Source organism: Paenibacillus sp. FSL R10-2782 (assembly GCF_038592985.1).
Lineage (GTDB): Bacteria > Bacillota > Bacilli > Paenibacillales > Paenibacillaceae > Paenibacillus > Paenibacillus terrae_C.
In genome coordinates, this window is sequence record NZ_CP151951.1 from 3,970,985 (window position 1) to 3,992,056 (window position 21,072).

The following is a 21,072-nucleotide window of genomic DNA, read 5'->3' on the forward strand; positions in this document are numbered from 1 at the left end:
AACCCGTTGCTGCTTTAGGCGGTTATACTGTCGGTTTTGATTCTGTATTTTAGGACTGTATAAGCAGCATAGAGATCCAATTTAGTGTACAATAGGTTAAAATCTTAAAGGAGTCGTTGTATACACATGCTTCCATTGTACAAAAAATATTGGCGAACCGTTTTTGATATCGGCCTGATTGTATTAACCGTGTATTTAATTATGTTCGTATCCAGTAAGCTGTATCAGCTCGCGGCCCCTGTGTTCCTGTCGTTCGTTGTGTTTTGGTGCATTGAACCTGTGGCCCGTTATTTCCACCGGAAAGGTATGAAGAAGCCCTTCGCTTCCGCACTCTCTGTTTTGCTGTTTATCATCCTTTTACTCGCTATTTTTTTTGGATTAGGTCTGATTCTGGTTACACAATTTACGAAAGTGGCGCAAAATCTCCCACAGTATACCCAGATTATCCAAACGGAATTCACACGGTATCTTCATCTTTCCCAAGATAAAATTGCCGCTTTGCCGCCGGGGATTACCGAACGTGTTAACGATTATTTTGAAACTGCGACTGCTATTGCCACCAAATGGGCGCAGCTGGGGCTCTCCTTTTTCATACAGTTTCTCAGCTCCTTCACAGTCTTTATGGGCAACTTTGCAGTTGCCATTATTTTAGCTTTCTTTTTAAGTATGGAGATTAATCTTTGGAAAGGCATTGCCCGTAGTAAAACACCCAAGACGCTTAAAACCGCTTATCTTTTTCTTAAAAATCATGTACTCAAAGCAATTTCGGCCTTTTTAAAGGCACAAGCCATGCTGGTAAGCATCACCTTTGTTCTCGTATTTATAGGTTTACTCATTTTGCAGGTGGATAATGCTCTGTCGTTGGCTCTTGTGGCGGCATTGTTCGATATTTTACCCTTACTGGGTGTACCTGTTATTTTTATTCCGTGGGCAGTCTATTTGTTCATCACAGGCAACACCAGCCTGGCTATAGGGCTGCTCATTGTCATGGCTGTTACGGTAATCGTTCGCCAACTGGCAGAGCCTAAAATCACAGGTCATTCCATCGGTGTTTCATCCGCTTATCTAATGCTTTCCTTTGCCATCATATCACTGTCGATCTTCGGATTGGCCGGGCTGATCCTGTCTCCAATCCTGATCATTTTACTGAAGGAATTATGGCAGCAAGGCTATTTACAGCAATGGATTCGATTTCCGACAGAAGAATTCGAGGAGCCTCCCTTTATCGTCAAAATTCAGGAGGAAGATCGTGTAGCTCCTCGTGGAACCGAGGAAAATTGAGCCAACAGGTCCATTACTTGACCGAACAGTGTTGTTGCCTGATTTGCAGAATGCTGTGGCGCATTTTGTACCAAGACGGCAACGGCATAACGAGGATGCTCCACCGGGCCATAACCGATAAACCATTGGTGATTCACGGGTTGCCCGTCCTTTAGAGCTTGGGCTGTGCCCGATTTTCCAGCCAGATGCCAAGACTTGCCACGCAAGGATGTACCTGTGCCGTGGGCTACAACCTTCTCCATCGCTTCACGAAGCGCGCGGGCTGTTGAAGCGTGAACTGGACGGCTTCCTTCGGGTGATGGAGAAGCATGGGCTGGCAAATCCAGCAACGTGCCTCCGTCTGCGTAGCCAATGTGCTTCACTAGCCGTGGAGCATGTACCTGACCATCATGCAGCAATGTCACGATAAGATTGGCGGCTTGGAGGGGCGTGACCAGTACGTCTCTCTGACCGATAGCTGTCTGGACACGTACACCCGGATTAGCCGCATCTGTATGGGAGCCGAAAACGGCTCCCTTTTCTTCGTGATCCAACGGACTAAACTGCGCTATGCCCGCAATATTCTGCTCCTGCCAGCCGACGGTCCGGCTCAATCCGAGCGCAGAGGCTGTCGCCTGAATTTGGGCGGGACTAAGCCGTTCACCCAGATGAGCGAACACAATATTACAGGATACGGCCAGCCCCTCCTCCAGGTTCAGAGTACCGTGGCCTTCTTTTTTCCAGCAAGCCAAACCATACTTCCCATAGGTCCCATGACAATGGAATTGCTCCTTCGGTTGGACTACCCCCGATTCAAGCGCAGCAGCCGCCGTAACAAGCTTAAAAATGGAGCCAGGCGTCACCGCCTTGAGGGCACGATTAGACCAACCTGTTGTCTGGTGTGGATCGACGCGACCAGGGTTATAAAAAGGACGAGACACCATCGCCAGCACATCGGCGTTCCCCGCATCCAGCACAACCACCGCCCCTTCTGTTAGATGATTGGTTTCCGTCAGCTTTTCAAGCTGCTGCTGTAATGGAAGATCAATGGTCGTCTGGACCTGTAGAGGATAGTGGCCATTGGAAGGGGCACTGACACGCAACGGCAAATGAGCCAGCGGACGGCGCTGTGCATCCACAAATCGGGAAACGAAGGTTTCACCCACACCACTCAGGAGTGGCTCCAGCGTTCTTTCCAGCCCGGCTGCCCCGATTGGCAATTGCCCCGGTCGATCTGGTCGTTCGTACAGAAATCCAAGCCACTGCTTGCCATTGGGTACATTGTTGTAGCGTGTCGAATACGGTACAAGCTCTACCAGAGAAGGTGCGAGGCTAAGCAGTTGATCCGCTTCATCCGGCTTGATATGCAGGGGTTGTCCGTGTCCGTCTCGCCATAACAGCGGGGATTGCAGCTCCTTCCATTGAGCCAGTAGCTCCTTCTTATTTGTCCGCAGCAGCTTGGCAAGCTGTTCTCCATGCCCGGCTGTTTTACCGTCTACATCAGGAAAAAGCACTGGCGTCCATACCACGCCCCCAGTTAACGGTCGTCCGTACCGATCCGTAAATTGTCCCCGCCCCGAGTCGATTGCAATGCCCTCCTGCCGCTGGCGCACAGACATTTCCTTGAGCGAATGCCCCCCGTAAGCAGACATTTGGATACCCGCCGTCCCCTGTATCCAGGCCAGCCGCAACAGCAAAATGAGTAGCAAAGCCGTAATGCCCACAGCCGTATATGCAATTCGACGTTTACGAATGAAACTACTGCCACGCCTCGGCACATGCATCCTTCTTTCATCTTTTTTCCAGTAGTATGTCCTGTAAATGTTTTTTCCAATCGGTATGCTGTATAGCATGTCATTTGTTGAAAAAAGAAAACCACCCAGCTTGAAAAGCTGGGTGGTACTGAAACATTCCTTCACGATTCTTTACAAATTAAACCCAACAGGCTTTAGTGATGATAACCAACAGAATAAAGAGTACCAAAATTGCACCTGTAGAAGTCCACACGCCGCAACCACCTTCAAATCCACCCATGGCTTGATCCCCCCTTCGATGAAAGTACACTTCAATATATGTAGAAGATTACTCAAGGGCAGGGCATTCAGGCAAACAAATAAGGCTCTACCCATACAACGCGGTAGAGCCTCCAATGTTATAAGAGAAACGTTTTCAAGATGATCACTAGCAAAATAAACAGTGTCAGGATAGCAGCTATTGATGTCCACACTCCTCCGAAGCCTCTTTCCATTCCCCCCACAAGAACGCCTCCTTTGTTTTAGCGTACTGTATAGGCTATGCAAGGTCTTGATGAAGGAAAGGGCTTCTGGGTAAACAATAAATTCATATAGCACGATAATCCTCAAACGTCAGCAGGCTCCTACAATTTATGAAGACGCACGCCCTTACACTGTAAACCGTGAAAGCTGCTCCTTCAAATTGACCGATACCCCTTCCAGCTTATCAGACAATCCTACCAGCTGATTGCCGATATTCGCCTGCTCGGTACTGAGAGAAGCGACTTCCTGCGAAGTGGCGGAGGACTGCTCGGCTACCGCACTCACATTGGTCATCGCCTCCGACAAAATCGCCTGCGATTCACTCAACTCCTGAATGGATGAGGTAACCGTACCTAATCGAAGCGCAAATTCTCCCATTTGCTGCTGTACCGATTGGAAAATGTCCGTCGTCTCCTGCACCGCTCCCATCTGCTGGCGGAACAGTGGGTACACCTCCGATAACGCCTGAACCGTCTCATTCATCTCGCCGACGATGTTATTAATAATTCCCGTCGCGGTGCGAATGGCTTGACGTGATTGTTCAGCCAGTTGCCGAACCTCATTGGCCACCACCATAAATCCACGCCCTGCCGTTCCAGCCCTAGCCGCTTCAATCGTAGCATTCAGCGATAAAATATTCGTTTGCTTCGCAATATCCTGTAGCACGTCCAGCACCTTAAAGACATCGGAGGTTGTTTCCTTCAGCTTGTCTACTTTGCTCACAAGCGCATGTGTCGTTTCTTCGGTAACCTTGGTCTTACCCAGAAGATTTTTCAATTGAACCGTTCCTTGTTCACTGGATTGCTCAACCTCGTGTGCAACCTTGCTCATTTCATGGTTGGAGGCTATAACCGTATCCATTTGCTGTGAAATGTTTCCGGTCAGTCCGTTGCCACGTTCAGCCTCTGTGGCCAAGCTGGCGGAGCCGTGAGCAATCTCCTCCGTTGCTGCTGCAATTTCCTTGGCTGAGATGGCCGTTTTCTTTGACGCATCACTCAGTTCCGTCGCTGTATTCAACACCTCTTGGGCTGAAACGTTCGTCTGTTCTACCAGCAAAGTAATCTGCTCCATCATCGTATCAAAGCTTTCAGACAATTGCCCGATTTCATCCTTAGCGTTGTAGTGGGTACGAACCTGCAGATTGCCCTTGGCTCCTTCCAGCATCAGATCTTTTAAATGCGTTAAAGGGAGCGCCACAAGTCGCACCATCCACAAACCGATGAACAACGCGATCAGTGCAGCCACTACAGCAAAAATCCAGGTCGTCGTTAAAATTCCTTCAGCATCTTTAACTAGCACTGATACAGGTATGACACCCAGGAGAATCCACTTGGAGGTGCCCAGCGTATTATGCACGGCCAGCACATTTTGCACTTTTCCATTAGCTGACTGCTCCAAAATCTGATTTCCTTCAATACCCTGGAGTTTCGAAACGTAATCCAGCTTTTGTTTTCCTCCTGCCAGCGCCTCAATGTTCGAGCCTATAAAAGCACCATCCTGTGTAATCAGGCTAATCATGCTGCCCGCACCCAGATCTATACTTTTCAACTGATCATCCACGGCACTGGACTTCAAATCCATAACCAAAACATAAGTCCCACCCAAGCCGGACATGCTGTTCATAGAACGAGCCAGACGAAACGTCTTGCTACCGTTTTCATTTACCTGTGTAGGCAACCAGACGATCCCTTTATTTTTTAAAATACCCTTGAACCATGCTTCCTGCCGCACATCTTTTTGTGTTCCTGTGCCCATAGCAGCCTGATCCGTTTGTTCCGGATACAGATAAAGCGAATCAATTTCCTTGTTCGTAAATGCAATATTCGTTAACTTTTTGTTTACTTCACCCATAGCAACAAAGGATTCAAACGAGTTTTTCTCCTGCTTTGCCGCCCTTTGTAGCTGATCACTTAATTCACTATCGAAGAACACCTGTGTCGAGGTATCCTGAAAGCGTTCTAAAATGATATCCAGCTTCTCTGCTGTTTGTTGAACCGTTTGCTGATAAGCCGTAGCCGCATTTTGCTCAATTGTATTTTTGGCTTTGAAGTATGAAATCATTCCCAAACTGATCACAAACAACATAATCGCTGTAAAAAAAATCAAAAACAGCTTCATGCCAACTGAACGAATCGGATTATAATTTTTAACCAAATGCATAAAATCTTTACTGTATTTTTCCGGCTTGAGTAAGCGCTTTAAATTGTATGCGCCTACACGAGTAGCCTTAGACAACCAGGAAGCGTCCTTCAAAGACCCCCCAACTGTTTTGTCTCCTTTAGCCGTTGTCGTCTTGCTGCCCTTTAATCCTTTAACTAGAGCTGTTTTCTTTGGCTGCTTCTTCGTTGTATTCCCCTTTTTTTTCCAAAAAATCATTTCTCTCACCTACCACCCTATAATTAGTTTCCTGATCCACGTATCCTTTATGTATCTATTAATTATCTATATCATATCTATCGGATTTATTCGACAAGGAATGTAGCTTTCCTTTCAACAACCACTAAATTTTGTGAAACTTTTTTCCTAGAAAAGTATTCAAAAAAAAGCCCCTCCAACCGATAGGAGAGGCTTTGGAATCTTTTTTTCCACGACTTAAGACTTAATTACTTCTTTTTACGCATCATGTCAAAATAGGATACAGGCTGATCTACCTTCATTTTGATCCGTTGAAGCGGGTGACGGGCAGCATCCAGTTCGTTGCCTTCCTCATCCCAGATCGTTCCAACCGTTTGTTTAAAGAACGTTCCGTTCGGACCAAAAAATTCAATTTCATGCCCCGGTTTAAAATGGTTACGCTGTTGAATGGTAGCTATACCACTCGCCGCATCGTAGTCCATAACCAGTCCGGCAAAATCATAAGGCGCAGCCTTTTCTTCCGGCTCATAAATATGATCTTCGTGATCCGGTGTATCGTAGAAAAAGCCAGTGTTCAGCGGACGATTAGCCGCCTTGTTTATTTCATCTATCCATTCCGGTTTGAGCACATAATTTTCAGGATCAGCCATATACGAGTCAATCGCTTGACGATAGACATTTACAACCGTAGCCACATAGTGAATGGACTTCATACGTCCCTCTACTTTGAAGCTGTCCACACCGACGTCAATCAGATCAGGGACATTTTCAATCATGCACAGATCCTTAGAACCCATAGAAAAGGCATTATCACTTTCTTCAAACAATGGCATCTGATTAACACCAAGCTGGAACTGCTTCAGAACATTGCTATCCTGCGCCTCTTCCTCTGATATCCACACCTCGTCTTGACGGGCATCCTCAAACAAATCGTATTTCCAGCGGCAGGACTGACAGCAGCCCCCACGGTTGGAATCCCGGTCCGTAAAGTGATTGGACAGTACGCAGCGACCAGAAAATGAAGAGCACATTGCACCATGGACAAAGGCTTCGATTTCGATGTCCACATGCTTTTTAATTTCTTCAATTTCCTCCAAGCTGGTCTCACGCCCCAGTACCACACGCGGCAGTCCTTCATTCTTCCAGAACTTTACCGCCTGCCAGTTCAGCGTCGATTGCTGGGTGCTCAAATGTACTTCCAGCTCCGGCACCGTACGCAATGCCACAGATACAATCGCCGGATCAGCGACAATGACAGCATGAATACCCGCCTTGTACAAATTACGCAGGTATTCTTCAATCCCCGCAATATCCTCATTGTGCGCATAAATATTGGTAGCAACAATAACTTTGGCGCCATATTTTTTCGCAAACTCTACGCCTTCCCGCATTTCCTCAAAGCTGAAATTATCGGCATTGGAGCGCAGACCGTATTTTTGTCCACCAATATACACGGCATCCGCACCATAGTGAATAGCAAACTTCAGCTTTTCCAGATTTCCGGCAGGAGCCAGCAGCTCTGGCTTATCCAGACGATTCCGCTTGCCCGTATATTTTCTCGTTTTGGTCATCGTTCCCATGACGTTCCCCCCTCTGTGCACTCATTTTTAAAATTAATAAACCTGTTCTTTATAGAAAAATCCGAAGGACAGTTCCCGTTCAGGATCTTGAAGACGGCGAACCTCATCCAGCCAGCTTTCATCATAAACATAAGCTTCAGGATCGGCTGTAAAGGTATCCATCGCTTTGCGATAAGCACGAACGACCGCCGCGTTATAAGCCGTAGGCTTCAACAAGCCCTCAATCTTAAAGCTGTGCACGCCTGCCTCCATCAAAATATGCAGGTCCTCCATAATACAAAAATCATCCGAACTCATAATATGCGTTCCGTTGATATCCTCATAAATCGGAAACTTCTCTTCCTGTCGCTCTGCTTCGATCAGAAACAAGCCGCGATCTCTGCCCAGATCACCTTCCACCGGGCGACCCTGATGCAACATATAACTTTGTACAAGCTTGCGCTTGGAATGATAAATATTAGTCATGCCATGCACCTGAACCTGCGCCTCCATGTTCAGCTTTGGCACCATTTCCGTAATTTCGTCCATACTCAGCTCACGGGCCAAAATGACGCGAGAGGCACCCTTCTCTCCCCAATAGTTGGCGGTTGCGAAGTTGGTGGAAATCATCTCACCGTTCCAGAACAACTTCACATGAGGGGCATATTCCTTTACCGCCATCAATACGGCCGGATCATTAAACTCAATGGCATCTACGCCGCATCCGGCAAGCGTCTGCACGTATTCGGGAAGGAACGGCAGTAGCTCATTCGTCATTAAGTTGGTCATGGATACATATACCTGGGCCGTATGCTTTCGAGCTTCTTCCACAACCTCACGGATTTGGTCCGGTGTAAAATGTCCCGGGAGCCGCATCCCAAAGCGGTCATCTCCAATAAGTAATGCGCTCGCGCCAGCCTCCAGCATTTGACAGGCATCCTCCGGAGAGCTGGCAGTTACCAATAGTTCGGGTTTGTAAGCCACAGGCTCACCTCCTAATTTGTCTTACGGTTGCTTACCTGAATATTATGCAAATGTTCTTTATATGTCTTGGCAAACAAATGTCCGTGCGTTCCATCTTTTTTGGTCACATAAAATAAATAATCCGTAGCATCTGGCTGTAAAGCCGCCACCACTGATTTCAGGCTGGGGCTTGCAATCGGCCCCGGTGGAAGTCCCTGATGCAAATACGTATTATATGGGCTTTCTACAGCCAAATCCTTGTAGTACAGCCGTTCCTTTTGCTTGTCCAGCATATATTGAACGGTAGCGTCAATTTCCAACTTCTTATCCTGCTTGAGCCGGTTATAAATGACACTAGCTACGACAGGCCGTTCATTATCCACAACCACCTCGCGCTCTACTAGAGAGGCAACCGTCAGCAGTTGATGCAGTGTTTCGCCCCGCTGTTTCAGCTTGGCGTCCAAATCGGGAACGGTCTCCAGACGTTTTTGCGTCTGTTCCAGCATCGCCTGTATAATATCTTTGGTCGTACTGCCCTTTTTCAGCTCATAGGTTTCCGGGAAAAGATAGCCCTCCAGCGCATAGCGAAGCCCCGCCTGCTTTGGAATATCCCGCACCAGCGCGACGTCAAAAGCGGACGGATCGTTGGCCAGCTGCAAAAATTGCTTCTGGTCCGCCAGTCCTTCCTTTTGCAGCTTATCAGCCATCTGTCTGATCGTAAATCCTTCCGGTATCGTAAAACGGATCATTTCCTCTTTCACAACGTCCCCTGCCGAGAGCTTAGCAATCAGCTGATCGAAGGTAGCACCGGGCTGAGCCTCATATTTTCCAGCCATAAACGCGCTGCCTTGCTGTTTGAATTTAAGGTAAGCCTTAAATACGAGCGCATTACGTATGAGTCCCTTTTGCTCCAGTGTATCTGCTATAGCGGACGTGCCCGTTCCCTTCACTATTGTAAATGCAACCGGCTGCGTTTTTGCCTGAACAGGCTGCATGGCATTCCAAATATAGAGAGTTGCTACGCCTGCTATGGTCACAATCAACAGAAGCAACGTAACCAACGTCGTCCTTCGCTTCACTTCCACCCAACTCCTTCACAGCCAAAAAGGGCGGACTGGTCCGCCCTTTCAGGTTTGATCTCCTCGTTATCCAGACCTTACAGCTCTTCCGGCAGCGTGCATTCATCATACAGCTCGGAAATATCTTCCCACTCATCGTCATCCTCAATCGTGGTGATGGAAATATCGCCTTCCGGGGATGGGCTCACATGATACAACTCATGCTCGCCTTCAGCAGCTCCAGGTTTGCGCAATACGGCGTACCGTTGCTCTCCTACCTTGAACTCTGCTTCCAGTTCCATGCGTACCGCATGACCCTGTTCATCCTGTAGCTCTACATCGCCGCCGAACGCTTCCTTCAAATCAGAAGTCCAGCTCAGGTCTTCACGTGAATAGTTCGTCATTTCCCGTCTTCCTCGTCCTCTTCTTCCACAAATGTATTAAAGGTCTCTTCAACGATTTCCCACTCGGCATCGTCTTGGATCACAAACAATTTAATATCATCGCCTTCTTCCTCGTAACGGAAGGCGTACACATCGGACTCGTCGGCTTCAGGGTCCACTGGCGCAACCATCATGTACTTCGCTTCGGAACCGTCTACCTCAAACTTCATAATGACCTCGAACTCTTCCTCGTTGCCCTCGTCATCGGCAATGTAAATAATTTCCGGCTCTTCTTCCATACCCACTTGATTTTCAGCCATTACGAAATCCCCCTCACCTTGTACTGTGTGCGTCCAAATAGTTTTGCAAGATCAGGCTTGCGGCCAGTTTGTCTACCACCTGCTTGCGTTTTTTTCGGCTGACGTCGGCCTCCAGTAGCGTGCGCTCTGCCGAACGCGTCGTCAGCCGTTCATCCCAAAGGTGAACGGGTAAACCCAGTAACTCCTTGAGCCGGTTCGCAAACTCAATGCAAATCTCACCGCGTGGACCCACGGTACCGTTCATGTTTTTCGGCAAGCCTACTACAACCTCGCCGACCTCATTGTCACGGACCAGATTTGCAATTTTACCGAACTCGCTGTCGTCACCGCGTCGTTCTATGACTTCCAATCCTTGGGCGGTCCAGCCGAAGGCATCACTTACGGCGACCCCGATTCGGCGGTCCCCGTAATCCAATCCCATTACTTTCATGCCTGTCTCCTAACGGTGCTTGGCCAGATAGAAACGAACCAGCTCTTCAATCAATTCATCGCGTTCTTTTTTGCGTACCAGGCTTCTGGCATTATTATGCCGTGGCACATAAGCCGGATCACCTGACAACAAATACCCGACAATCTGATTGATCGGATTGTATTCTTTTTCTACCAGAGCATCATATACGGTCAACAAAATCTCCTGAGCAGAAGCTTCCTTCTCATCCGCCTTGACATTGAATTTGACCGTTTTGTCCATGGAATCCACTGTTGACACCTCGCTTCCACAAAACATGTGTACATGTTTATGCCAGCTTATTCTTATACATCATACCATAAGCAGAGCCCTTCAAGGAAATGTCTAAGTTCGGTTTTTTCCAAAATTCCGCAAAAATTATCGAACTTTATTCTTGAGTGGCCGCCACTACCAATTCACGGGCGCGCACAAGTGCTTCGTCCAGCTTGCTGGCATCCTTGCCTCCGGCTTGCGCCATATCTGGACGGCCGCCGCCGCCGCCGCCGCATACAGCAGCAATTTCCTTCACAAGCTTGCCTGCATGAAGCCCAGCCTTGGTATGCTCTGCCGGTACAGCTACGACAAAATTGACTTTGTCATCCATTGCAGCCCCAAGTACCAGCACAGCAGCTGGAAGCTTGCCTTTCAGCTCATCCGCAATCGCACGCAGCGCATCCATACTGGAAGCCTGTACACGTGCAGCCAACAGCTGTACTCCGCCAGCTTGCACGACCTGATCGGTCAACTGGCCCGCTTCAATAACACTCAGCTTGCTTTGCAGCGATTCATTTTCACGACTGAGGTCCTTAATTTGCTGCTGCAAGGATTCGATGCGTTTGGGCACCTCGGACAGCTTGGATTTCACCAGACCTGCCGATACTTTTAACAGTTCCAACTGCCCTTCCATATATTCAAAGCCAAAGCGTCCGGTCACCGCTTCAATACGGCGAACACCCGATCCGATACCGCTCTCGCTGACAAGCTTGAACAATCCGATTTGTGAGGTGTTGCTCACATGACAGCCGCCGCAAAGCTCAATGCTGTAATCGCCTACCTTGACGACACGTACGATATCTCCATATTTTTCACCGAACAGCGCCATCGCTCCGAGAGCCTTGGCTTCATCAATCGGTTTCAGTTCAATATTTACATCCAACTGGCTCCAAATGGCGCGATTTACACGCAGCTCAATATCCGCCAGTTCTTCCGGCGTAATGCTACCAAAATGGGAAAAGTCAAAACGCAGACGCCCAGGCTCCACCAGGGAACCTGCCTGATTGACATGGTCGCCCAGCACTTCTTTAAGCGCTTTGTGAAGCAAATGCGTAGCCGTATGATTTTTTTCGATTTCACCGCGGGATGCTTGATCTACTTCCGCTTTCACCGTATCGCCAACGTTAAGCTCACCGGCTTCCACGACGACCTGATGTACATGCTGGCCTTGAGGCGCCTTGAACAGTCCTTCGACCTTCGCCGTTACCTTGCCCCCGCGCAGCAAGCCGTGATCACTTACCTGTCCGCCGCTTTCAGCATAAAAAGGAGTCACGTCCAGCACAACCTGACAAGTCTGTCCTTCACTAACACTGTCCACCAGCACATCTTCATATACAATAGCCACAATTTTAGACTCGGTTACGAGGTCATTATATCCAACAAAATCGCTTTTAACCGCCAGGTCAGACAGGGCTCCACCCTGAATCTTCATGCTGGCATTGTCCTGATGAGCGTCACGCGCACGTTGCCGTTGTCCCTGCATCGCTTCATCAAAGCCCTCACGGTCTACTTTCAAGCCCTGCTCGTCCGCATAATCCTCTGTGAGGTCAAATGGGAAGCCGTACGTGTCATACAGCTTGAATGCGTCCGCTCCACTGATGACATCGCGGCCTTCCGCTTTCGCCTGAGCACTGATATCAGCCAAAATAGCCAATCCGTCTGTCAGTGTCTCGTGGAAGCGCTCCTCTTCTGTTTTAATCACCTTGATGATGAAATCACGCTTGTCCACCACCTCAGGGTAGTACACGCCCATGACATCCCCCACCGTTTCCACCAGTTCAAACATAAATGGACGGTTCATGCCCAGCATTTTTCCGTAACGCACAGCACGGCGCAGCAAACGACGGATCACGTAACCACGACCTTCGTTGGAAGGCAGCACACCGTCACCAATCGCAAAAGCTACGGTACGAACATGGTCAGCAATCACTTTGAGCGCTACATCACTATCCACATTTTCGTTATATTTAACCCCTGCCATAGCGGCTGTTTTCTGAATAATAGGTTGGAAAATATCCGTATCGAAGTTGGAATCCACATTTTGCAAAATGGATGCAAAACGCTCCAATCCGGCGCCTGTATCAATATTTTTGTTCGGAAGCGGCGTATAGCTGCCATCCTTGTTATGGTTGAATTGTGAGAATACGAGGTTCCACACTTCCAGATAACGCTCGTTTTCCCCGCCTGGATACATTTCAGGGTCTGTCATGTCGCTGCCGTAAGCTTCACCGCGATCATAAAAAATTTCCGTACAAGGTCCACAAGGGCCTTCGCCGATATCCCAGAAGTTATCTTCCAGTTTGATGATACGTTCAGCAGGAAGTCCTACCTTTTCATTCCACAGCTTGTACGCTTCTTCATCCTCAGGGTACACGGTTACAGCCAGACGCTCCGGATCAAAGCCGATCCACTTCGGATCAGTCAGAAATTCCCACGCCCACACAATAACTTCTTCCTTAAAATAGTCACCAATCGAAAAATTACCGAGCATTTCGAAAAAGGTGTGGTGGCGGCGTGTTTTGCCGACATTTTCAATGTCATTCGTGCGAATACATTTTTGCGAATTGGCGATACGCGGATTTTCAGGCTTCACACGTCCGTCAAAATAAGGCTTAAGCGGTGCCATCCCCGCATTAATCCACAGCAGGGAAGGATCTTTATGTGGAACAAGCGGTGCGCTTGGTTCAATCACATGTCCCTTGCTTTCAAAAAACTCCAGCCATTTGGAGCGGATTTCACTAGCTTTCATATAAGTAGCCTCCTAGTTATGGTGTCACTTGTTCTTGGCACAGGCCATAAAAACAGAAAAACGCCCCTGAACGGATCAGGGACGATTGTATCGCGGTACCACCCTGGTTATCGCCGTCCCCTCTGTACGAAATGCTACATGTGCAAGCTGCACACCCAACATCTGCTTAACGGACGAGCGATCGCCTTGTTTTCACTGGTAACGGGAGCATCCCGGCGGGTTCAGCCCGCACTCCGAAATGAGCTTTCCCTACTGGATAAACACATTTAAACACACTCAATTCAGTATATCCGTGTCATTTAGCCGTGTCAACGCGATTTCAGACGGGGATATGGACGAAATTAGATCGTTTTGCGCTTCACGTAATAAGCAAAAAAATGCTGAAGCGCCACCTTCAAGACCGCCATCACCGGAACCGCTAAAATTAACCCCGTTATTCCCGCTATTTCCCCGCCCACCAGCAGGGCGAAAATGATGGAAATGGGATGCAAATGCAAGGTTCGTCCAACCACCTGGGGAGAAATGACGTTACTTTCCAGCACTTGAATACAGGTGTTGACGACTACGACCATAAGTACCATTTTAAAGGAAACCGTAGAAGCCATAACGACCGCCGGAGCAGCTCCCAAAAACGGGCCTAAATACGGCACGATATTAAATACAGCCACCACTCCTGCCAGCAGCAGCGCATAAGGCATCCCAATCAGCATATAACCGATATAGGACATCACCCCGATAATGACGCACACCAACAGCTGTCCGCGTACATAGTTACCGAGCGCCTGATCAATTTCCTTGAGCACCGTTACAATGGCCTTGCGGCGGGATCGCGGGAGATAAGACACAATAGCCCGTTCGAACACATCGAAATCCTTTAAAATATAAAAAATGAGAAACGGCACAATGAATACATTGAACAACATATTGATCATCCCGCCGATGTTGTCCATAAAAGCAGCAATGCCTGTAGCCATCCGATTTTCGAGTTGGAAAAACCACTGATTCATTCCTGTGCGTACCCCTTGGGGTAAAATACTCCCGTCCATATTGGTCATTAATCCCTGTGCATGCATGGTCAGCTCAGGCAGATGCTCATTCAGTTCATCCAGTTGATCAATAAACATCGGAATCAGGTGCATCAGAATAACGACGAGGCTGCCCAAAAATACAGCATAAATGAGCAGGACGGCTACACTTCGAGGTACTTTGCGTCCGCCCAGCATATTGACCACAGGATTAAGCACATAGGAAATAATCATCGCCACCGCAAAGGGCGCAATAATTGTTTTCAGAAAATCATACAGATGCAAAAACAAAGGCCGCAGCAGCCAGATAAAATATAGAATGACAAGTCCCAGCAGCGTCCATATTCCGTATCGGAACAGCCTGCTTTTCGTTAATTGCTCCATACCGTGCCCCCTTGCCGGACTAGCCTCTATTCAGTATATGCCTGTACCTTTACTTTAATCCTTCCTATAACTGTGGAGGCGCCTTAAATAATGACTATGAAGAAAGAATGAAAACAATTGAAAATGATTAACAAAGTCATTCTATCTGACGATATAAGTACAAAGAACTATTTGAGCTTTCACATTTCTGAATCATTGGGGGTCGTTACATGAACTTAAAAATGAAGCTTATTCTCCTTTTCACCTGTATTGTTATCGTTGCAACTGGGCCTTTGTCCGTCATTAGCATGACAAGCATTAAAAATCAGGCCAACCGTGACATACAAGAGCTTATGAACAGTAAAGCCACCGAAACCGTCAATAAGCTCGACGGATGGACAAGCGGCAATGCCAAAATTATCGAGACATTAGCTGCAGGTTTGGAATCAGGCAATATTCCACCAGATGCCAAAATAGCTTCTCTAAAGGCGGCCTTTCAAAACTATAAGGATCAAAGTATTGCTAACATTTATGCAGGATTTGAGGATGGAACCTACTGGGATGGCTCCGGCTGGTCTGATGCGGGCTACGATCCTCGCACACGTCCGTGGTACAAGGATGCCAAAACCAAGGGGGAATTGTATTATTCCTCACCGTACGTTGATGCAGGAAGCCAGGACTTCACCATTTCCATTGCGAGGCCTCTTAAGAACTCCAATGGCTCTATCACTGGGGTGATCAGTGAGGATATTATGTTAAACGACATGACAAAAATGATTAAAAACATGAACCTGAACGGATTAGGCTATGCATTTTTGATTGACCAGAATGGAATCGTGGTCGCGCATCCGGACAGCAAGCTGGCTGGTAAAAATCTCAAGGATACGCCCGAGTTGGGTTCATCAACGGCGGCCCTGCTCAGCGCCCCTTCGGGCAAAGCCGACTACAATTACAGTGGCAGTGATCGGCAGCTTTATTTTAAGAAAATGCCCAGCACGGGCTGGATTGTAGGCTTGTCTATTTCAAAGGATATTGCTTTTCAGGAGTATTACTCCATTCGTAATTATTTACTCATTATCGTTGCTATCATCTTTGTCGTTGCTATGGTACTGGCGATCTGGGCGGCGAACAGCTTTATCAAGCCGATTCGGAGGCTTCAAGCGAACGTCAAGCGGGTGGCTGAAGGGGATATGACAGCACGTGTGGATGTTAAGGGCAAAGATGAAATTGCCAGCTTGGGTACGGATTTTAATATCATGTCAGAACATCTCTCTCACTTGTTGCGCAAAGTGGCAGATACGGCTGGCGAGGTCAGCTCAGCTTCTCATGACATGCACCAGCATGCCAAGGATACCGGGACCATTGCATCACAAATCTCCAGTGCCGTTCAGGAGCTTGCCCAAGGAGCAAGTGATCAGGCCGAAGCTGTATATTCCGGCTCTGAAAAGCTGTCGCATATGACAGGCTCCATCAACCAGATCGGTGAAAGCGTCAAGCGAACCCAAACCGCCGTGCTAGAAACGGACTCTGCCGTGCTGGCCGGGTACGAAACAGCAGAGCGTCAAGCGAAGCTTGCAGCCGAGTCCAGACAAACCACAACCGCTGTAGGTAAAGCTGTAGAATCGCTCACGTTGAAAACACAGGATATTGAGCGGCTGGCCGGAGCCATTCATGATATCGCAGCCCAAACCAATCTGCTCGCGCTGAATGCTTCCATTGAAGCAGCCCGCGCTGGGGAACACGGACGAGGCTTTGCCGTCGTTGCCGGGGAAGTACGCAAGCTGGCTGAGCAAGCAGCAAGCTCCAGTGACAGCATTATGCACAAACTGGAGGAAATCAAGGTTGCGGGATTGCGGAGCGCAGAGGAAATGAAGAAGGCTCTGTCTGTAACAGTAGAACAGGAGCATGCGGCTACCGCTACGAGAGAGGCGTTCGAGTCCATACGGGGAGCTTCTCAGCATATGCTTACTCAGATTGAGGACGTATCCGCTGCGGCTGATCATCTCCGTACCAACGCCGGACATATTTCAGATGTAATCTCCAGCGTTGTCGCAGTTTCCGAGCAAAGCGCAGCATCTACTGAGGAAGTGGCTTCATCCGTACAAGAACAAGGGCATTCCATGAACAATATTGCCGAGCTTTCCGCCAAACTGGACTCTCACGCAGACATGCTGCTGGAAGAGGTTAGACGCTTTAAGCTATAAAGCATATCTGCTAAAAAATAAGTAAGTAGCATTCCATCCATCTGGACAGGGATCTATATGAAAAAGAGGGTGACTCCCAGGCTATTATAGCCATCGGGAATCACCCTCTTCGTTACTCATCAAGCATGGTCCAATCAATTGACCGTTCAACTGCTGAACGATATAGTCACATCCCATATAGATTTACAGCCTGTCCTCGATTCAAGTTTAAGCTTAGGAAGAAGCGTGGATCTGCGGCAGGTCCTGCTGTACTATGTCATCTCCAAAGAACAGGTCGTCCAGTGAACTGAGCGTACCGTCCTCTTCCACTTGGTAGACGGACATTTTTTCACCATTCACTTGAAGTTCGATGAAGCATCCCCAACAATAAAATTGATGGGAGCCAATTTTGCCGATATCTTTGGAATTACAATTCGGACATCTCAATAAACTCACCCTATCCATTAACAGAATATATGGCTTTTTCCAAACGCTGCTCGCTTAACGGGGGCACCATAATGGCATTCTCCCCGATGGACATTTCTTCGGTGCAGGGCAGCCATTTCCGCCCTTCTATAATATCCGATACAAAACCATCGCTGATTTCCAAGCCTATTATGTTATTGCCCATTTCCTGGTCAAAATAAACATCCGAAATGTGTCCGAGCATAAGCCCTTCCTCTGTAAGCACGGATAAATCCTTCAGTTTACCGGGTCCAAGCAAATACGTATGTTGAATATCGTTGGCCTCCGTTTTACGGACAGCTTGCTGATTGCGAATCATAATCGCATCTTCGCCATAAGCGACGATGTCATCCCAAGCCACCATTTTTACTTGAGATGAAAAAAGGCCTTTGCCCTCCAACTCGATCCCTGTAATTTTCCAATCAGCCGTCACCATAAAATCTTGTATTTTACCAATCTGCTTCCCGTCCTCTACGTCGAAAACGGCAAGTCCGATCATATCCTGAAGCTTCATAATAGGGTACCTCCTCATTCTGCAATCCGAACGGAGGTGCGGTCCTTTCCTTCATGCGTGTCAGACCTTGGTTCCGTTCATGCAATGAAATGGAAAACCGCCCCTCCCTTCTTATTAAAGTGCGGAGAAAACCCTAGTACCTAGTACGTAGCCGCTTCCATATGGTTTCAATTTTCTTGGCTGTGTATTCCATTTCCTCCGTAGTATTACCCAAACCGAAGCTAAAACGAATCGCTGAATTCAAAACATCTTCAGAAAGATCCATCGCCTGCAACACATGCGACAATTCCAAAGACCCGGAAGTACAAGCTGAACCGCTGGCCGCTGCAATTCCTTCCATATCCAGATTCATCAGCATAGTCTCCGTACCGATATCCAGGAAGCTAATATTTAGCATATTCGGTAAAAAATGCTCAGGGTCGCCGTTGATTACAAAAGCGTCTGTACCCAAAGCGTTTTCCAGCTCTTTCAGCAGAGTTTGCCGAAGAGTCATATCGTGCGCCCAACGTTCCTCTATAGAGGTGCTGGCCAGAGTTGCTGCTTTAGCCAAACCTGCAATCCCGGCAATGTTTTCCGTACCGGCACGGCGTTTCTTCTCCTGAAGCCCCCCGTGCATCAAAGGTTGGATACGTATACCCTGACGGATATACAAAGCTCCAATACCTTGTGGGCCGTTAATCTTATGACCGGATACACTGAGTAAATCAACTGGAAGGCTCTGGCAGTCTATCTGTGTATGACCGTAAGCTTGTACCGCATCTACATGGAATACGATGCCATGTTCTCTCGCAAGCTGCCCCACCTCATGGATCGGCTGAATTACTCCTACCTCATTGTTGACATACATCATACTGATCAAAAAAGTATCCGGCCGGATCGCAGCCGCTATATCCGCTGGATTGATGCGCCCAAAGGAGTTGACTGGCACAAAGGTCACTTCGTATCCCGCATTTTCGAGTTCAGCGCAAGCATGAAGCACTGCATGATGCTCAATAGCTGTCGTAATGATATGACCGGAAGTGCGGCCATCTGCTGTAGCCGTCCCGAACAGAGCCAGATTATCGCTTTCTGTCCCTCCGCTTGTAAATATGATTTCTTCGGGCTTGCAGCCCAAAGAGGCCGCAACGGCATCCCGCGCAGCGCTGACGGTGCGCTTGGCATCCCGACCAAAGCCATGAACGCTTGAAGCGTTGCCGAATTGGCCGGTCATGATGTCCATCATAGTCTGCGCAACCTCAGGATGCATAGGAGTCGATGCGGCATGATCCAGATAAATTCTGTTCATGTCGTTTCACCTCAATATAAAACATCTTGTTTTTAGTATTGCCGAAGTTCAATTATATACTTCTTTCTTAACATAATGCACTTTAAAAGTTTTTGTAAGAGGATTTCAAACGCAAGTATTCGCGGGTATTCGCCGGAATTGTGATTTTTTATGTGATTTTTTGTGATTCAAAAAAAACGAAATACTCACACATAAACCGTTCTCATCAACAATTTCCTTCTATTGTATATTGAGGTATACGAAGTAGCAATGATATTTCTGAAATTTTAATATTCTCTAAAATACCTTTTATCGTCTCCTGTTGGTGCGACCACCTTTTGATCACGATCCCAGCCCTCTATTATGACGATATCCCGCAAATTAGACTTATCAGCCCATTGTACTTACTTGGATTTTTAACTCAACTTTCGCAGCTCAAATCTCCAAATAAACCCTTGTTATAGCTGGGTAAACTAGAGATCCATTCCTGCAGTTGACAAAGAACAGCTGTTTTGTTCTTCTTATTTTTGGCCTCTGACATTTCGAGAAATAAAATCATGAGTTGCTGAAGCGCCAACTGGAAGTCCAGATCGCGAACCTCATCTGCAAAGAGAAAAAAAGAGTCCTCCCAGTGTCAACATCATCACTCGATTGACGCCGTTCGTATTCCATCGCCAAATATCGGCTGAATACAATCGTGGTGTGGCTAATCACTTGGTCGAAGGAACGGCCTTGAAATTCAGTTCCCAGTTTCAAATAGCTTTTGGTGACTTTGAAAAAGGTCTCTATACTCCAGTGCATAGCATAGATTCGTACAATTTCAGCTGCCTCCAGCGTGACATCTGTACTTAAAATCGCCAGCCATTCACGTTTTTTATTCCGGTTACGCACAAAAACAAGCTTTACGGGCAGACCGCAGGTCGTGTGTACAGTAACAGAGCCTTTAATGTCTTTGGCATTCGATGGGGGAAGACTTTGAAACACTTCGCGCAGCGTCATTCGCTTGCCTTGAACCAGATAGCGCTGCTTCATTTACTTGACCATGCCAATCACAGAACCCTTTGGCGGTGAGCTCACGAAGCAGTGGAGCCTGCATAAACCAGCTATCCATAAGCACGTAGTCGGCGGTGAAGCCTGAACGAAAAGCCCGTTCCAGCAAGGCAACAACCGTATCTGGCTTCCGAGAAAAGGCCTCCATTCAACGTTTGTACCCGCTGCTGCGTTTGGAAAGATTCGAAGCCATTTCACACAACCGATTGGCAATTTTGGTGGAAGACAACATGACAAAGTCAAGCGGAGCAAAGCTAAAACCGTCCAACCAGCCTAGTGTTAGCATGGTGTAGCCTTTGGTGAATTTGCCTGTGGAGTGGTCAAATACACGTGCTAAAAGCTCAGCTTTTTTGCTGCGGTTTCGGCTCAAAGCAGAATCGTCGATAATGAACACTCGTACACGCGTCGATGAAATAAGCGACGCCCCAGTTCTTCCCTTCGAAGACCAGAGGATTTAGAAATGCCTGCCTGCCGTAAGGCTTTCCCGATGTGGAAAGTGGCAAAAAGTTTGGAAAAGCGAGACTGTTCAGACAGGGAATGTTGTTGTAACGTAGAGTTACGCAC

The 21,072-nt window shown here is 47.8% G+C and carries 18 protein-coding genes and 1 pseudogene; 2 read left to right on the forward strand and 17 right to left on the reverse strand.

Annotated elements, in window-relative coordinates:
• The first annotated feature begins 126 nt into the window (after positions 1 to 126).
• A complete protein-coding gene (locus NST83_RS17900) occupies positions 127 to 1,281 on the forward strand; it encodes an AI-2E family transporter (RefSeq protein WP_342415147.1) in 1,155 nt (384 codons plus the stop codon).
• On the opposite strand, the gene NST83_RS17905 is transcribed toward NST83_RS17900, so the two are convergent.
• The 13 genes from NST83_RS17905 to NST83_RS17965 all read right to left on the reverse strand — a co-directional run bounded on the left by NST83_RS17905 (position 1,236) and on the right by NST83_RS17965 (position 15,053).
• Complete coding sequence (locus NST83_RS17905) at positions 1,236 to 3,044, reverse strand: penicillin-binding transpeptidase domain-containing protein (RefSeq protein WP_342415148.1); 1,809 nt, start codon at positions 3,042 to 3,044, stop codon at positions 1,236 to 1,238. The two genes, NST83_RS17900 and NST83_RS17905, sit on opposite strands and share 46 nt — an antisense overlap.
• Positions 3,045 to 3,192: 148 nt before the next feature.
• Positions 3,193 to 3,294 (reverse strand): sporulation protein YjcZ, encoded by a 102-nt coding sequence (locus tag NST83_RS17910; protein ID WP_137064002.1) that lies wholly within the window; start codon positions 3,292 to 3,294, stop codon positions 3,193 to 3,195.
• Between the two features lie 118 nt (positions 3,295 to 3,412).
• Positions 3,413 to 3,517, reverse strand: coding sequence for a YjcZ family sporulation protein (locus NST83_RS17915; protein WP_252361862.1), 105 nt, complete (start codon positions 3,515 to 3,517; stop codon positions 3,413 to 3,415).
• A gap of 145 nt (positions 3,518 to 3,662) precedes the next feature.
• Positions 3,663 to 5,912, reverse strand: a complete 2,250-nt coding sequence (locus NST83_RS17920; RefSeq protein WP_342415149.1) for a methyl-accepting chemotaxis protein — start codon at positions 5,910 to 5,912, stop codon at positions 3,663 to 3,665.
• 227 nt (positions 5,913 to 6,139) lie between these two features.
• Positions 6,140 to 7,471, reverse strand: a complete 1,332-nt coding sequence (locus NST83_RS17925) for a U32 family peptidase (protein ID WP_342415150.1) — start codon at positions 7,469 to 7,471, stop codon at positions 6,140 to 6,142.
• A gap of 33 nt (positions 7,472 to 7,504) precedes the next feature.
• Positions 7,505 to 8,434: a peptidase U32 family protein gene (locus NST83_RS17930; RefSeq protein ID WP_342415151.1), complete on the reverse strand. Its 930-nt coding sequence runs from the start codon at positions 8,432 to 8,434 to the stop codon at positions 7,505 to 7,507.
• 11 nt (positions 8,435 to 8,445) lie between these two features.
• On the reverse strand, positions 8,446 to 9,474 hold the full coding sequence (gene mltG / locus NST83_RS17935; RefSeq protein WP_342417990.1) for an endolytic transglycosylase MltG: 1,029 nt from the start codon (positions 9,472 to 9,474) through the stop codon (positions 8,446 to 8,448).
• A 95-nt stretch (positions 9,475 to 9,569) separates the two neighbouring features.
• Positions 9,570 to 9,875, reverse strand: a complete 306-nt coding sequence (locus NST83_RS17940) for a DUF1292 domain-containing protein (protein WP_342415152.1) — start codon at positions 9,873 to 9,875, stop codon at positions 9,570 to 9,572.
• Entirely contained in the window at positions 9,872 to 10,174 is a 303-nt protein-coding gene (locus tag NST83_RS17945) for a DUF1292 domain-containing protein (protein ID WP_025682191.1), read from the reverse strand. The genes NST83_RS17940 and NST83_RS17945 overlap by 4 nt, the downstream gene beginning before the upstream one ends.
• A gap of 13 nt (positions 10,175 to 10,187) precedes the next feature.
• Entirely contained in the window at positions 10,188 to 10,604 is a 417-nt protein-coding gene (ruvX, locus tag NST83_RS17950; RefSeq protein WP_014282932.1) for a Holliday junction resolvase RuvX, read from the reverse strand.
• A gap of 9 nt (positions 10,605 to 10,613) precedes the next feature.
• On the reverse strand, positions 10,614 to 10,874 hold the full coding sequence (locus NST83_RS17955; RefSeq protein WP_007431624.1) for an IreB family regulatory phosphoprotein: 261 nt from the start codon (positions 10,872 to 10,874) through the stop codon (positions 10,614 to 10,616).
• 136 nt (positions 10,875 to 11,010) lie between these two features.
• Positions 11,011 to 13,644, reverse strand: coding sequence for an alanine--tRNA ligase (gene alaS, locus NST83_RS17960; protein WP_342415153.1), 2,634 nt, complete (start codon positions 13,642 to 13,644; stop codon positions 11,011 to 11,013).
• 341 nt (positions 13,645 to 13,985) lie between these two features.
• Complete coding sequence (locus NST83_RS17965; protein ID WP_137064007.1) at positions 13,986 to 15,053, reverse strand: AI-2E family transporter; 1,068 nt, start codon at positions 15,051 to 15,053, stop codon at positions 13,986 to 13,988.
• 209 nt (positions 15,054 to 15,262) lie between these two features.
• On the opposite strand from NST83_RS17965, the gene NST83_RS17970 reads away from it, so the two are divergent.
• The gene (locus NST83_RS17970) at positions 15,263 to 17,236 is read left to right on the forward strand and encodes a methyl-accepting chemotaxis protein (protein ID WP_342415154.1); all 1,974 of its coding nucleotides are present in this window, start codon (positions 15,263 to 15,265) and stop codon (positions 17,234 to 17,236) included.
• A gap of 213 nt (positions 17,237 to 17,449) precedes the next feature.
• Here the strand turns inward: NST83_RS17970 and NST83_RS17975 are convergent, their stop codons facing one another.
• From NST83_RS17975 to NST83_RS17990, 4 genes and pseudogenes are all read right to left on the reverse strand, one after another.
• Positions 17,450 to 17,662: a hypothetical protein gene (locus NST83_RS17975; protein WP_170970892.1), complete on the reverse strand. Its 213-nt coding sequence runs from the start codon at positions 17,660 to 17,662 to the stop codon at positions 17,450 to 17,452.
• Between the two features lie 10 nt (positions 17,663 to 17,672).
• Complete coding sequence (locus NST83_RS17980) at positions 17,673 to 18,194, reverse strand: PRC-barrel domain-containing protein (protein ID WP_342415155.1); 522 nt, start codon at positions 18,192 to 18,194, stop codon at positions 17,673 to 17,675.
• Between the two features lie 133 nt (positions 18,195 to 18,327).
• Positions 18,328 to 19,479, reverse strand: a complete 1,152-nt coding sequence (locus tag NST83_RS17985; RefSeq protein WP_342415156.1) for a cysteine desulfurase family protein — start codon at positions 19,477 to 19,479, stop codon at positions 18,328 to 18,330.
• 400 nt (positions 19,480 to 19,879) lie between these two features.
• A pseudogene (locus NST83_RS17990) lies at positions 19,880 to 20,926 on the reverse strand (transposase); the annotation flags it as partial.
• Positions 20,927 to 21,072: the final 146 nt, after the last annotated feature.